This window comes from Aeromicrobium sp. YIM 150415 (assembly GCF_016918125.1).
In the GTDB taxonomy this organism is placed as follows: Bacteria; Actinomycetota; Actinomycetes; order Propionibacteriales; family Nocardioidaceae; genus Aeromicrobium; species Aeromicrobium piscarium.
Genome location: NZ_JAERWM010000004.1, coordinates 149,298 through 163,483 on the forward strand (window position 1 = coordinate 149,298; position 14,186 = coordinate 163,483).

Below are 14,186 nucleotides of genomic sequence, written 5' to 3' on the forward strand. Positions count from 1 at the left end.
GGTCATGCTGTCTCGAATACTGAGATCCGTCAGGTGCGTTCGGAGGCTGACGCTCGCTGCCGCTGAACGACGGGATCGGGTACCGGCGCCGCCTCGACCAGGCGACGGGTGTAGTCCTCACGGGGATGTCGCAGCACCTGCGCGGTGGCTCCCGATTCCACCAGGCGGCCGTGCTGCAGCACGGCTACCTGGTCGGCCAGCAGCTCCACGACCGCGAGATCGTGGCTGATGAAGAGACACGAGAAACCGAGCCGCTCCTGCAGCTCCTGCAAGATGCGCAGGACCGCCGCCTGAACGGACACATCGAGTGCGGATGTCGGCTCGTCGGCGATCAGGAGGGAGGGCTCGAGGGCGAGTGCCCGAGCGATGCCGATCCGCTGCCGTTGGCCGCCGGACAACTCGTGCGGGAAGCGCGACTCCCACTCCGCCGGGAGCTCCACCATCTCCAGGAGCTCAGCCACCCTCGCGCGCCGCTCGCGGCCACTGAGCTCACGCCGGTGCACCACGAACGGTTCGGCGATGCTCTCACCGATGCTCACCCGCGGGTTCAGCGAGGACGCAGGATCCTGGAAGACCATCGCGTACTGTCGTCGCACCTCGGCGGGCTGACGGCTCCGCGACGTGTCCAGTTCGCGCCCGTTGATGCGCACCGTCCCGGCCTCGATGGGTGCCAATCCGACGATCGCCCGCCCGATAGTCGATTTCCCCGATCCCGATTCCCCCACGAGCCCGAGCATGCGTCCGTGCCCGATCGTGAGACTCACGTCCTGCACTGCCAGGAAGCCCGGCCTCCCCCAGGGCCCGCGATAGCGGACGTGGAGATCGGAGACCTCCAGCGCCAGACTCGAGGCCTCCTCAGGCGGCGCAGACTCCGCCGCCGCGGTGTCGATCCGCGGCACGGCTTCCAGGAGTGCACGGGTGTACGGGTGGGACGGCTTCTCGAACAGCGCGTGCACGTCCGCGCGCTCGACCACCTCGCCCGATCGCATGACGATCACGCGATCGGCCATCTCAGCGACCACGCCCATGTCGTGCGTGATCAAGATGATCGCCATCGACAACTCGCGCTGGAGCCGGCGCAGGAGCTGCAGGATCTCCTGCTGCACGGTCACGTCGAGGGCCGTGGTCGGTTCGTCGGCGATCAAGACCGCGGGCCGGCAGGCGATCGCCATCGCGATCATCGCGCGCTGGCGCTGCCCGCCGGAGAGTTGGTGCGGGAAGCTCTTCACCCGCCGTTCCGGCTCGGGGATGCCGACGAGCCGGAGCAGATCGACCGCCCGCTCGGACGCCGCCTTGGAGGAGATCGACTCATGCGACCGGATGGCATCGGAGATCTGACGGCCCACCGTATACACGGGATTGAAGGCGGTCATCGGCTCCTGGAACACCATCGCGATGTCCTGTCCGCGCATCGTCCGCAGCCGCTCCGGTGACGCGGCGACCAGATCCTCGCCCCGGAACAGGATCTCTCCGGAGCGGACGGCATTGCCCGGCAGCAGGTCGAGCACCGCCATGGCCGTCACCGTCTTGCCCGAACCGGACTCGCCGACGATCGCGAGAGTCTCCCCAGCGTCCACCGAGAAGGAGACATCCTGCGTGACCCACGCCGTCTCGTCGTCGTCCTGAGCGAATCCGATGCTCAGCGATCGGGCCTCCAGGACGCACTCGCGCTCTGCCGCCGTCATCGGGCCGGGCTCCCATCGTGAGTGAGACCGCCCGCCAGGGCCCGTAGCCGGCGAGTGCCCTCGAGGCAGACCTCCTCGCTCGAGGCGATCGAGCGCCAGGTGTGGGTGCGGACGGCCATCTCGCGAAGCGTGATCGGGAAGTGCTCGTAGACGAAGAGGCCCTCATAGCCGGCGCGATCCAGCGCCTCGAAGATCGCGCTCCACGGAACCTGTCCGGTCCCCGGCACTCCTCGCGTGTTCTCGACGGCGTGAACGTGTCGCAGGCGGGCCCCGACGGCCTCGATCGCCGCAACCGGATCAGGCTCCTCGATGTTCATGTGGAAGGTGTCGAGCTGCACGGCGACGTGAGACGAGCCGACCGCGTCGACCAGGGCGACCGCATCGGCGGCGGTGTTGAGGAAGTAGCCCGAGTAGCGACTCACCGGTTCGACGGTGAGCGTCACATCGGCATCGGTCGCATCCTCGGCCGCCGAGCGCAGTGCCTCGACCGAGCGGTCCCACTCCTCATCGGTCCTGCCGCGTCCGGCGAAGGTCCCGTTGGCCGAGTGGACGCCGCCGGCCACGATGCGGGCACCGACCGCGTCCGCGATCTCGATGCACCGCCGCAGGTGGTCCACGCCCCGCTGTCGCACGCGCGGGTCATCGGAGACCGTGGACTGGTCGGCCCGCAGAGCGGTTCCGACCACGACCTCCAGACCGGTGCGATGCGCCGCCGAGGTCACCCGCTCCACGGGGAACTCCCGCGCATCGCCGACATGGATCTCGATGGCGTCCAGGCCGTAGGAGGCGATGGTCTCGAAGACACCCTCCACATCCTCGGCGATGTCATGGACGAACATCTGGCTATGGGCTCCGAATCGCATCGGACACCTCCTCGCTGATGGGGTACTCGCCGGTCAGCTGACGCTGAGCGGTTTGACGGGGGTCGAGGGTCGCCGCCCGCGCCGTCCACGGCGCGGGTCCAGTGCGCGTTCGAGAGCGTCCGCGAGCACGGAGAAGGACAACACGGTCGCCACGACGACACCGCTGCTGAACAGCAACAGGAGGGGTGACCGCATCATGAGCGCCTGGCCCTCGGCGATCATGCCGCCCCAGGAGGGAGTCGGCGGGACGACGCCCAGTCCGAGGTAGCTGAGCCCCGAGGACAGCAACATCGCCGTCGCGACGGTGAGCGATAGCTGCACGAGCACGGGAGGCAGCACGCCGGGCAGGATGACCCGGCCGAGGATGCGCCGGCGCGAACTGCCGATGACCCGACTGGCCTGGACGTACTCGAGACGGTCGATCGTCAGCACTTCGCCGTAGACGATCCGGGCGAAGCTCGGAGCGAAGAGGATGCCCATCGTGATCACCAGCGTGAACGCGCCGGGCCCGAAGAGCGTGACGACCAGCAGGGCGAACACGATCGGCGGGAAGGCGAGGATGACCTCGATGCCGCGCATCGTCAGCATCCGCACCGCGCCGCGCGACGTACCGCCGACGAGCCCCACGGTGACGCCGATCAATGCCGCCAGTCCGGCGGCGCCGAAGGAGACCAGCAGGTCCACCCGCGCGCCCGTGACCAAGCGCGAGAACACGTCACGCCCGAATTGATCGGTACCGAGGAGATGGGAGCCACCCGGCGGCACCAGTCGGTCGGAGCTCTGCCCCAGCGGATCGTGGGGAGCCAGCCAAGGCGCGAGGAGCGCCGCCACGATCAGCAGCAGCAGGAAGGCTGCGGCGATCAGGGGGCCGGGCGAGCGCAGCTCGCGCCGTAGCGCGTGTAGACGTCCCATCAGTCCCTCCCACGCGGATCGAGGAATCCGTAGACGATGTCCACGATGATGTTGAGCAGCACGAAGAGCGCGGCGATGATCAGTACGACGCCCTGCACGACGGGGTAGTCGCGGTTGTTGACCGAATCGACGAGGAGCGCCGAGAGTCCCGGCCAGCTGAAGACCCGTTCGACGATGACGGTGCCGCCGAGCAGCGCACCCATCTGCAATCCGGTCACGCTGAGCACCGAGGTGAGCGAATTGCGCAGCACATGGCGGTTGAAGACCTGGCGTTCCGTCAGCCCGACGGCACGGCCGGTGCGCACCCAGTCCTGCTCCCCCACACTGAGCACGGAGGTGCGGGTCATCCTCGCGACGATCGCGGTGAAGCCGATGGAGAGCGCGACCGTGGGCAGGATGAGAGAGCGAAGATTGCCCACCGGGTCGGCACCGAACGCGACATAGCCGCCCGAGGGGAGCCACTGGAGCTGGACTCCGAAGGCGTACACCAGGACCACCGCGGCGACATAGGCCGGAACCGCGACACCGAAGGACGTCCCGACGGTCAGGACGCGATCGAGCCACCCACCGCGCCGAGCGGCCAGCGCACCGAGGGCGACACCGAGGATCACCGAGACGATCGTGGTGGCCAGGACCAGCTCGAGCGTGCGAGGCAGCCGTTGCGCGACGAGGGCCGTCACCTCCTGACCGTTACGCAGCGACTCGCCCAGCGAGCCGGTGACCAGGTGCCCCATGAACCGCAGGTACTGCTCCCAGAGGGGCAGGTTCAGGCCGAGTTGTTCGCGCAACTGCTCGATCGCGGTCTCGGTGGGGGTCGCTCCGGTACCGGTCAGGATCGTCCGGGCGGGGTCGCCCGGCACCAGGTGGAGGGCCAAGAACACGACCGTCGAGACCACCCACAGCACGACCACGCCGATGGCGAGCCGCTTGACGATGGTGGAGAGCATTCAGATTCCTTCCCGCACATGACGACCCGTGGCCGGAGCGAGCCCGCCACGGGTCGCCACCGTCACCGTCGGACCGCGGACGCCAGGGTGTAGCCGGAGTCGAAGGTCAGGAAGCCGGGGATATTCGAGAAGCCCTCGATCGTGTCCACATAGCCGTAGGCCTGCGAGCGCCAGGCGAGGCCGATGACCGGGGCGTTCTCGAGGACGTACGCGCCGAGCTCATCGTAGATCGCCTTGCGCTCCGACTCGTCGGTCGCCTCACGTCCACGGTCGAGCAGGTCACCGACCGTGGGGTCGTCGTATCCGAAGGGCGCGTTCTGCGAACCGGCCGGCGTGAGCATCTGGTCGAGCCAGGCGGGATCGTTCGTGACGCCGACGGTGCCGTAGACGGCGATGTCGTAGTCGCCATCGGCCCCGAGCTGAAGCCGCGTCGGCCAGTCCGGCAGGTTCATCTCGAGCTCGATGCCGATCTTCTCCAGATCGCCCTGCACGGAGAGGGCCGTGTTCTGATGGAAGTCGTACTGGGACGAGGAGAGCATGCGCGCACTGAAGCCGTCCGGATACCCCGCATCGGCCAGCAGCTGGCGAGCCGTGTCGAGGTCCTGCTCGTAGTAGTCCGCCTGCTCCTCGTTGTAGAACTCGCTGCTCTCGGGCATGGGCATTCCCCACAGCGGTGCGCCCTCACCGCCGAGCGCCGAGTCGACCACGGACTGGCGGTCCACCGCATAGGCCACGGCCTGACGCACGCGCGGGTCGCTGAAGGGGCTGTCGGGTGTCGTGTTGAACTGCAGGTACATGAACGGGCCCTCGGTCTCGTCGAGGACGAGATTCGCCGCATTCTCCACCTGCTCGTACGAGCTCCATCCCACGAAGGAGATCATGTCGACGCTCCCGCTGAGCAACGCGTTGTCGCGAGCGGACTGGTCGGGAAGGATCTGGAACTCGATGGAGTCGAAGTCCGGCTCGCCGTCCTCGTAGTAGTCATCGAAACGCTCGACCGTGAAGGAGGTTCCCTGCTCGTAGCTCACGTAGGAGAACGGTCCCGCGCCCACATAGGTCGGCTCGTCCTGTCCGATGGACTCACTCGGCAAGATGGCCCCCGACACGTCGGCGAGGTAGGGCAGGAAGGCGGCGTCAGGCTGCGCGAGCCGGACGACGGCCGTCAGCTCATCGGGTGTCTCGACCGATTCGATTCCCTCCGCGACGGGGAAGAGCTTCGCGACCGCCTCCGGGTCCCGCAGGTGCTCGAGGGTCGCCTTCACGTCCTCGCTGGTCAGCTCGGTGCCGTCGTGGAAGGTCAGGCCGTCGCGCAGGGTGAAGGTGTAGACCTGGCTGTCCTCGTCGTCCCAGCTCTCGGCCAGCGCCGGCACGATCTCGCCGTCCTCGTCGTAGGCCACGAGCCCGCGGTGGAGGACGCTGTTGAGCATCATCGACGCGCTGCCCTGGTTCTGCGGAGTCACCAGATTGGGCACGTCGCTGTCGAGACCGAAGCGCAGCGTCCCGCTCGTTCCGTCACCGGACCCGCCTTCTCCGGAGCAGGCGGTGAGCACGAGAGCCGCCGCGGTCAGACCCCCGGCGAGCCTCAAGGCGCGGCGCGCCCCGCTACTGGTCAGTGTTCGCATCGTTGTCTCCTCACGGTGAACGGCCTGCCGGCCGCCGCTGATCGAGGCCGGCGGCCCCGTCTCCCTGACCGGACAGCAGGAATGGGAACGCTCCCACGATCAGGTTCCTGCCAGTGTGTACTAGACTTGGGAACGGTGTCAATCACTTTCTGTCAGCTAGGTCACCCTGTCATCGGGCGCCACCTTTCTCGCTGACGGGACGGCCAGGTGCATCGGGCCCGGACCGCCGCGTGCCTAAGATGCGGACGACCGGATCGTCCGGTTCCCGCGAGAGTGAGAAGGTCCATCGGTGTCTCGTCGCAGCCCATCCGTGACCGTGATCGACGTCGCCCGCGAGGCAGGTGTCTCCAAGTCCTCGGCGGCTCGCGTCCTGTCGGGCCACGGGTCCGCCAGCGCGGAGACGCAACGACGGGTGACCGAGGCCGCCGAGCGACTCGGCTACCGGCCCAATGCACTGGCGCGAGCGATGGTGTCGGGCACGAGCAATACGATCGCGGCGGTCATCCCCGATGTGGCCAATGCCTTCTTCTCCGCGACGCTGCGCGGACTCACCGACGCCGCGCGGGCGGCCGGCTTCGAGGTCATCGTCAGCAATACCGACAATGACGCCGACGTAGAGGCCCGCTCGCTGGAGGTCCTCGCGGAGAAGCGCGCGGACGGTTTCATCATCGCGCCCGTGTTCCAGGACGCCCCCGAGGCCATCCTCCGGCTCTTCGAGGACGGTACGCCCGTGGTGCTGCTGGACCGTCGCATGCCCGCCCTCGCGGACGTCCCGCTGGTCTCCGCCGACCACATCGGAGCCTCACGGCTCGCCGTGGAGCACCTCCTCGAGCTGGGCCACCGGCGCATCGCCATCGTGACCGAGGCACCCGATCGGCTCGACTCCCTGGCCGATCTCCCCTCGGACGCCGATGTCTCCCGGCTGCGTCCCTCCACCCAGCGACTTCTCGGCTATGCCCAAGCGCTCATCGAGCACGGTCTCGAACTCGACCAGTCCCTCGTCCTCGAGTCCGACTACGAAGCCGGGTCGGCTCAGGCGGCCGTGCGCCGCGCACTCGATGCCGGCCTGGGCTTCACCGGCCTGTACTGCACCGACGCGATCGTGACGCTCGGCGCCTTCCGGGCGGTGGTCGACAGCGGTCTCACCGTGCCCGATGATCTCTCGTTCATCGGATTCGACGACCAGGACTGGACGATGCTCGTCCGGCCCTCCATCACCGTCATCGATCAGCCGCGCCATGAGCTCGGCTCCACCGCGGCGACGCGGCTCCTCGCACAGCTTCGCGACATCGATCCCGATGAGCGGGACCTGCGACTGCCGGCGCGGCTCATCCCCCGAGAGTCGACCGCTCCCCCGCGCTGACCGAGCGCGGGTGAGCAGCCTCCCCGGCCGGGTCACCGCGTGCGACGAGTCCGGTACTGCTCCACCGTCGCCGGCGAGATCTTGTCTTCGACGGCGTCCTGCTGAACCGCCGCGTCCGGGCGCTCGGCGGGATCGCCGTAACCACCGCCGCCAGCGGTCTCGATCGATGCGGACTGACCGGGCTGCAGCACGGTGTAGCCATGATCGATGGGTCGGGCGTCGTCGCTGAGTTCACAACGGGCGGACTCCGCCGATCCGCCGCCGAAGAGTCCCCAGGGTCGCGATCTCTGCCGACTGGTGTCCAGCCAGAAATGCACATCGGATGCCTCGACCCGGATCTTGCGGCGGATCCCGAGCCCACCGCGGTACTCGCCGATGCCACCGGAGTCGTCCAGGAGCTCGTACGCCTCCACCACGAGCGGGTACTCCGCCTCCAGGCTCTCGACGGGAAGATTGGACGTATTGGTCATGTGGACCTGGACACCGTCCAATCCGTCCTTGTTGAAGCGCGCCCCGCTGCCCCCGCCGATCGTCTCGAGGTACACGAAGTCGCGACCGCGCACAGGATCGTGTCCGGAGAAATGGACTCCCGTATTCGCGCCGTTGGCGGCCGCGGTGACGCGATCGGGAACGGCCTCGGCCAGCGCGCCCTGGATCAGGTCGACGATGCGCTGGCAGGTCTCACTGCGTCCGTTGACCGCTGCAGGCGCCGTGCAGTTGACGATCGACCCCTCGGGGGCCTCGATCGTGATCGGTCGGTACAACCCGGCGTTGGGGCTGATATCGGGATCGATGAGCGTCTTGACCGTGTAGTAGACGGCCGCGTACAGCCCCGTCCACACGACGTTGACGCTCGCCCGCACCTGAGACGGGTTGCCCGCGAAGTCGAAGAGCAGCTCGTCACCACGAACCACGACGCGGACCCGCAGGGTGAGCTCGTCGTCGAGCTCGGGGCAGTCGAAGAGGTCCTCGAAGCGATACTCGCCGTCGGGGAACTCCGCGATGGCCGCGCGAGTCCGGCGCTCGGTGTAGTCGAGCAGCTCGGTACCGACCGCCTCGATGACCTCCGACCCATACCGGTCGCACAGTTCCAGATAACGAGCGGCGGCGACACGCAGCGCCGCCTCCTGGGCCCGCAGATCGGCCATCCGTTCCTCGGGGATCTGGCAGTTCAGGAGGATCAGCGAGAGCAGCTCCTGCTGTGTGTCGCCCTCGCGCACCAGGTGCACGGGAGGAATGCGGATGGCTTCCTGATAGATGTGCGCATGTCCGCGATCACCGAAGTCGGCGTGGTGCGCGAGGGTCGCCGCCCACGCGGAGATCCGATCGCCGACGAAGATCGGCGTCGCCAGGACGATATCGGGCAGGTGCGAGCCCCCGCCGGTATAGGGATCATTGCCGATGAAGACATCGCCCGGACGGATCTGCGTCTCGTCGAAGCGCTCTCGGATGGCCGCGACGATGCCCATGAGCGAGCCGAGATGCAGCGGGGAACCTCCCTCGTCCTGAGCGATGGCGTTGCCGCTCGCATCGAACAGACTGGCCGTGCAGTCACGTCGTTCCTTGATATTCGGCGAGAACGCGGCCTTGACGAGCGTCTCGCTCATCTCCTCCACGATGGTCGACAGGGCAGATCCGACCACTTCGACCGTCACCGGGTCGAGGACGCCGTCGCCACCCGTGTTCGCTGTGGTCATGCTTGCTCTCCGATCTCGATCACGAGGTTGCGCAGTTCGTCGACGACGCAGACGTCGCCGGGGAGCAGGACGGTCGTGGTGTCCATCTGCTCGATGATCGCGGGTCCCACGATCCGATGACCGACGCCGAGGCGGCCGCGATCGTAGACCGTGACGGGCTCGTAGCCGCGGTCGGGATCGAAACAGGTCTCCCGGGTATCGACGACCGCCTCCGCGATGCCGCCGCCGTCGGCCTCGCTTCGCGTCATCTCGACGCGCGGAGCGACGCCGTGCGCCTCCAATCGGAACGTCACGACCTCGACGGCGGCTTCGGGCGACCGGTAGCCGTAGACCCGCTCGTGTGCGGCATGGAAGGCGTCGAGAATCTGCGACACACCGCCGACGACGATGTCGTGCTCCTCGGGCACCTCGACGGGCAACTCGAAGTTCTGCCCGGCGTACCGCAGCTCGAGCCGGCGAACCAGCCGGCGGCCTTCAGCGGGCACGTCCTCCTCGTCGAACCACTCGTCCGCACGCCGGGCGAGTCCGGTGAACACCTCATCGAGATGCGAGGCGGTCCCGGCGGACACCGGCATGATCTGGGTCCTCATGTAGTCGGTCTTCACATCGGTCATCAACAGCCCCATGGCCGACTGAGCACCGGGGATCTCCGGCACGACGATGTGCCGCATCCGCAGCTCCCGGGCCAATCGCGACGCATGGAGAGGACCGGCTCCGCCGAACGGGACCAACGCATAGTCACGCGGGTCGTACCCGCGCTGCACCGAGACCACCCGGATGGCCCGCGCCATGTTGGCGGTCACGACCCGCAGGATCCCCAGGGCGGTCTCCTCCACCGAGAGGCCCAGCGGCTCCGCGAGCCGCCGCACGGCACGCACGGACGCCTCCCGGTCGATCTTCATCTGGCCGTTCAGCAGATACTCCGGATTGAGCATCTGCAAGACGACATTGGCATCGGTCACCGCCGCCTCGAGTCCCTCGCCGTAGCAGGCGGGTCCGGGCGAGGCGCCCGCGCTCTGCGGCCCGACGCGCAGATGGCCGCCGGAGTCGATCCACCCGAGTGATCCGCCCCCGGCGCCGACGGTATGGATGTCGAGCATGGGCGATCGGATGGGGCGGCCGTCGAGCTCCATGCCCGACGTGACCTTGGGGCGGCCGTGCTGGACGAGTGAGATGTCCGAGGAGGTGCCGCCCATGTCGAAGGTGATGATGTCGTCGAAGCCCGCCGCCGAGCAGATCTGCGCCGCCCCGACCACACCGGTGCTGGGCCCGGAGAGGACGAGGCGCACCGGCATGGCCTCGGCGGTCGCGAAGGGGATCACACCGCCATTGCTCTGGGTGACGTGCGGTACCGCTCGCAGGCCCTGGGCGGCGAGATTCTCCCGCAATGCCGCCAGGTACCGGTAGACCACCGGCCCGACATAGGCATTGGTCACGACCGTCGAGAGCCGCTCGTACTCCCGGAACTCCGGCAGCACCTCGCTGGACATCGAGACATAGGCCTCGGGGAACTCCTCGCGCACGATCTCGGCGATCCGCCCCTCATGGGTCGGATCGACATAGCTGTACAGCAGACAGATCGCCACGGCCTCGACTCCCTGGTCGCGCAGGTCACGTACCGCCGCGCGCACCTCGGACTCGTCGAGGGGAGTCTCGATCCGACCGGTGTGCCGGACCCGCTCGGTCACCTCGACTCGGGCCTGCCGGGGCACCAAGGGCGCCGGTTTGTCGGCCTGCGGGTCGTACATCGCCGGACGACGCCCCCGTCCCAGCTCGAGCAGGTCGCGGAACCCCCGTGTGGTGATCAGCCCGGTCGACACGCCATTGCCGGTGAGCAGCGCATTGGTGCCGACCGTCGTGCCGTGCGCGAAGTACGAGACCTCGCCGATAGCACGTCCGCCGATCTGCTCGAGGATCTCCGCCACTCCACGGAGGATGGCGCGTCCCGGATCGTCCGGTGTACTCGACACCTTGCGGACGTGCACCTGGCCGGTGGCATCGTCGAATGCGACCACATCGGTGAAGGTGCCACCGGTGTCGACGCCCAGGCGAAGACTCATGAGTTGACCACTTTCGAATCGCTGGCAGGATCGGATGGCGCATGCGGGAGCGGATGCCCGAAGGCGCCGTGTTCGAGACAGACCTGAGCTGCGTGAGCACTCGCCGCGGCGCAGGTCGCCCGGAGATCGCGGTGGCTCAGCAGGCCGACGAGCACGGAGGCGATGAAGGCATCCCCGGCGCCGAGGGTATCGCGCACGGTGACGTACTCGGCGTCCTGGAACAGCGTCTCTCGGGAGGTACCCACATAGGCGCCCTCGGCTCCCCGCGTGGCGACGACATGCGTGGCACCGGCGTCGAGAGCCCGCCGGATGAGCCCCTCGGCCTCCTCGGCGTCCAGGTGGCTGGCCGAGAAGGCCGCCAGGTAAAGGTGCCGCAGCCGGGGCAGGATCTCGCCGAGCTCGAAGCGGCTCCCGAAATCGAAGGACACCTTCGTCCGCTCGGCCATCTGTTCGACGTGGGGCCACAACGATCCCGCGTATCCCGAGTGCACGAGATCGAACTCCGCCATGGCATCGAGCTGCGCCGTGGTCGGCTCGAAGGGCTGCACGGAACGATCCGAGCCGAGGAACACGCGATCGGTGCCGACGATGTCGACATCCGCATAGGCATTGGTGCCGTGAACCGTCGTGGTCCACGTCGTGTCCACGCCCTCGGCCTCCAGCGACGCCAACACGTGACGTCCCGCATCGTCATCGCCCAGGACCCCCATATAGGCGGCGCGAGCGCCCAGCCGCGAGGCGAAGACGGAGACGTTGACGGCATTGCCTCCCGGGAACAGCGTTCCCAGGCGTCGGTATCGGTCGACGACATTGTCGCCGGCACCGAGGATCTTCATCAGTACTGCACCTTGTACATGTAGCGGCGGACGGAGGTGTCGTGACCGCGCCGGGCGGCCACGTGATCGAGCACGCGCCGCTCGGCGCTCATCAACGCGATGACGCTCAGATCGCCACGGGCCCCGGCCGAGATGCCCGGCAACGAGAAGGAGGCGGTGTCGACGACTCCCAATCTCGAGGTGTAGCGCTCGCCGAAGGAGACGACCCGCTCGCCGAGTCCACGACTCGCATCCTCGGCGAGGAGCACCACCAGCGGGGTGTCTTCCAGGATCATCTCGAAGGGGCCGTGGAAGAAGTCACCACCGTTGATGGCGGCCGAGTTCATCCACTGCATCTCCTGGAAGTAGCACCAGGCCATCATCTTCGCCATGCCGTAGGCCGGTCCCCCGCCCACGATGTAGCTGAGTGGCGCATCGGTGAGGATGTCGGCGATACGTTCACCCGCCTCGGCGACCTCGTCCTTGACGGCGCGGAGCGCACCCGGGAGCTGCGGCAGGCTGTCACGCAGCACCGTCGCGGTGTCGGCCGCGCCGAAGGCCTCGAGCAGTGCCAGCGCGACCTGCTCGTTGTGGACCAGCTTGGGCTCGGTGATCGAGATCGTGTCGGGATAGTGCAAGTGGACGTCCCCGACGCGTGAGAGACCGTTGTCACCCTCGCGAGAGATCGACGCCACGGTCGCGCCCTTGGCCTTGGCCAGCTTCGCCGCCGCCACCGTCTCAGGGGTGTTGCCCGAGTGCGATGCGGCCACGACCAGCGCGCGCTCGTTTAGCCCCGCGGGCGTCCGCGACGTCAGCTCGCTGCTCGTGAGCCGCTGTGTCGTGAGTCCGGTGGCGTAACGGTCGAGCAGGTCGAAGGCGGGGTAGGTCCCGAAGTGCGAGCCACCACATCCGACGAGGTAGACACGCTCCAACCCCTTGTCGAGTGCCTTCCGCACCACTGCTCGGGCGGTGTCGTCCTGATCGAGTGCGTGCTGGACACACGCCTCGAAGTCGTCGGGGACCGGGATGATGTCGCTCATGAAACCGTGACTGCCTTCTGTGGGTCGAGGTGGAACGCGTTGGGAACGCTCCCAACACACCTAGCCTGACCCATGATTGGGAACGGTGTCAACTGGTATTCGCGCTGCCCGGGAGATGGGCACGGCGCAGGGACGGTCAGCTGTCGTAGGCGCGGAGGATCTCGTCGGCCGCGGCGACGGCGGGCAGCTCACCCGCCAGGACCCGCTCGCGCAGGGACTCACGGACGGCCGCGACATTCTCATCGGTGCGCAGGCGCTGGTCGATCTCGTCACGGACGAGCGCCCAGGTGAAGTCCAGCTGCTGCTGGGCCCGCTTCTCGGCAAGCCCCGTGGATCCCATGAACTCGCGATGCCGGATGATCCGGCTCCAGACCGTGTCGATACCGGTCATCTCGAGGGCCGAGCAGGTCAGCACGGGCGGCACCCATCCCTGGGTGCCCGCATAGACGAGACGCAGGGCTCCCGAGAGCTCGCGGGCGGTCACCTCGGCCTCCTTCGCCCGCTCGCCGTCGGCCTTGTTGACCGCGATGACATCGGCGATCTCCAGGATGCCCTTCTTGATCCCCTGGAGCTGATCGCCGGTGCGGGCGATCGTCAGGAAGAGGAAGGTGTCGACCATGCCCGCCACGGTGATCTCCGACTGACCGACGCCGACGGTCTCGACGAGGACCACGTCGTAACCGGCGACCTCCAGGATCGTCATCGCCTGGCTCGTGGCCCGCGCGACGCCACCCAGGGTGCCCGCGCTCGGCGAGGGACGGATATAGGCCTTCGGATCGGTCGCGAGCGAGGCCATGCGCGTCTTGTCCCCCAGGACCGAGCCGCCCGTGCGGACGCTGGAGGGATCGACGGCCAGCACTCCGACCTTCAGGTCGCGTCCGGTCAGGTGGCGACCGAGGGCCTCGATGAAGGTGGACTTGCCGACCCCCGGGACACCGGAGATCCCGACGCGTACGGCTCCCCCGGCCTCCGGGGCGATCGCGGTCAGCAGTTCCCGCGCGGCGGCTCGATGATCGGCCCGCCGCGACTCGACGAGGGTGATCGCGCGCGCCACCGCCCCCCGCTGACCGGAGCGGACACCTTCGGCGAGAGCAGCGATGTCGACCACGCGCCCGAGTCTAGGCTGCCGATTGTCCACAGGCGCCCACCGATGCCGCTTCCCTGATCACCACATCATTGGCA

General features: G+C 68.1%; 11 protein-coding genes. 1 reads left to right on the plus strand and 10 read right to left on the minus strand.

The genetic code is table 11. The features are described 5' to 3' along the window. Positions 1–29 precede the first annotated feature (29 nt). From JL108_RS02420 to JL108_RS02440, 5 genes are all read right to left on the minus strand, one after another. The gene (locus tag JL108_RS02420) at positions 30–1,685 is read right to left on the minus strand and encodes an ABC transporter ATP-binding protein (protein WP_205196731.1); all 1,656 of its coding nucleotides are present in this window, start codon (positions 1,683–1,685) and stop codon (positions 30–32) included. Beyond that, positions 1,682–2,548, minus strand: a complete 867-nt coding sequence (locus JL108_RS02425; RefSeq protein WP_205196732.1) for a sugar phosphate isomerase/epimerase — start codon at positions 2,546–2,548, stop codon at positions 1,682–1,684. Before JL108_RS02425 ends, JL108_RS02420 begins: the two co-directional genes overlap by 4 nt. Positions 2,549–2,581: 33 nt before the next feature. Next, the gene (locus JL108_RS02430) at positions 2,582–3,460 is read right to left on the minus strand and encodes an ABC transporter permease (protein WP_205196734.1); all 879 of its coding nucleotides are present in this window, start codon (positions 3,458–3,460) and stop codon (positions 2,582–2,584) included. After that, entirely contained in the window at positions 3,460–4,407 is a 948-nt protein-coding gene (locus tag JL108_RS02435; RefSeq protein WP_205196736.1) for an ABC transporter permease, read from the minus strand. Before JL108_RS02435 ends, JL108_RS02430 begins: the two co-directional genes overlap by 1 nt. A gap of 62 nt (positions 4,408–4,469) precedes the next feature. Continuing rightward, positions 4,470–6,029 carry an ABC transporter substrate-binding protein gene (locus tag JL108_RS02440; protein ID WP_205196737.1) on the minus strand — a complete coding sequence of 520 codons (1,560 nt, stop codon included), beginning with the start codon at positions 6,027–6,029 and terminating at the stop codon, positions 4,470–4,472. Positions 6,030–6,318: 289 nt separating this feature from the next. Between JL108_RS02440 and JL108_RS02445 the strand changes: the two genes are divergently transcribed. Next, positions 6,319–7,392, plus strand: a complete 1,074-nt coding sequence (locus JL108_RS02445; RefSeq protein WP_205196739.1) for a LacI family DNA-binding transcriptional regulator — start codon at positions 6,319–6,321, stop codon at positions 7,390–7,392. A 32-nt stretch (positions 7,393–7,424) separates the two neighbouring features. On the opposite strand, the gene JL108_RS02450 is transcribed toward JL108_RS02445, so the two are convergent. From JL108_RS02450 to meaB, 5 genes are all read right to left on the minus strand, one after another. Continuing rightward, positions 7,425–9,089, minus strand: coding sequence for a hydantoinase B/oxoprolinase family protein (locus JL108_RS02450; protein WP_205196740.1), 1,665 nt, complete (start codon positions 9,087–9,089; stop codon positions 7,425–7,427). Further along, positions 9,086–11,149, minus strand: a complete 2,064-nt coding sequence (locus JL108_RS02455) for a hydantoinase/oxoprolinase family protein (protein ID WP_205196742.1) — start codon at positions 11,147–11,149, stop codon at positions 9,086–9,088. The genes JL108_RS02450 and JL108_RS02455 overlap by 4 nt, the downstream gene beginning before the upstream one ends. After that, a complete protein-coding gene (locus JL108_RS02460) occupies positions 11,146–11,985 on the minus strand; it encodes a PfkB family carbohydrate kinase (protein ID WP_205196743.1) in 840 nt (279 codons plus the stop codon). Before JL108_RS02460 ends, JL108_RS02455 begins: the two co-directional genes overlap by 4 nt. Continuing rightward, positions 11,985–13,004, minus strand: a complete 1,020-nt coding sequence (locus JL108_RS02465; protein WP_205196745.1) for an SIS domain-containing protein — start codon at positions 13,002–13,004, stop codon at positions 11,985–11,987. Before JL108_RS02465 ends, JL108_RS02460 begins: the two co-directional genes overlap by 1 nt. Positions 13,005–13,140: 136 nt before the next feature. Then, complete coding sequence (gene meaB, locus JL108_RS02470) at positions 13,141–14,112, minus strand: methylmalonyl Co-A mutase-associated GTPase MeaB (protein WP_205196747.1); 972 nt, start codon at positions 14,110–14,112, stop codon at positions 13,141–13,143. Positions 14,113–14,186 lie beyond the last annotated feature (74 nt).

Coding starts and splice junctions, on each gene's coding strand:
- JL108_RS02440 (WP_205196737.1), bottom strand. CDS start 6,029: ATGCGAACACTGACCAGTAGCGGGGCGCGCCGCGCCTTGAGGCTCGCC.
- JL108_RS02450 (WP_205196740.1), bottom strand. CDS start 9,089: ATGACCACAGCGAACACGGGTGGCGACGGCGTCCTCGACCCGGTGACG.
- JL108_RS02460 (WP_205196743.1), bottom strand. CDS start 11,985: ATGAAGATCCTCGGTGCCGGCGACAATGTCGTCGACCGATACCGACGC.
- JL108_RS02455 (WP_205196742.1), bottom strand. CDS start 11,149: ATGAGTCTTCGCCTGGGCGTCGACACCGGTGGCACCTTCACCGATGTG.
- JL108_RS02425 (WP_205196732.1), bottom strand. CDS start 2,548: ATGCGATTCGGAGCCCATAGCCAGATGTTCGTCCATGACATCGCCGAG.
- JL108_RS02465 (WP_205196745.1), bottom strand. CDS start 13,004: ATGAGCGACATCATCCCGGTCCCCGACGACTTCGAGGCGTGTGTCCAG.
- JL108_RS02420 (WP_205196731.1), bottom strand. CDS start 1,685: ATGACGGCGGCAGAGCGCGAGTGCGTCCTGGAGGCCCGATCGCTGAGC.
- JL108_RS02435 (WP_205196736.1), bottom strand. CDS start 4,407: ATGCTCTCCACCATCGTCAAGCGGCTCGCCATCGGCGTGGTCGTGCTG.
- JL108_RS02430 (WP_205196734.1), bottom strand. CDS start 3,460: ATGGGACGTCTACACGCGCTACGGCGCGAGCTGCGCTCGCCCGGCCCC.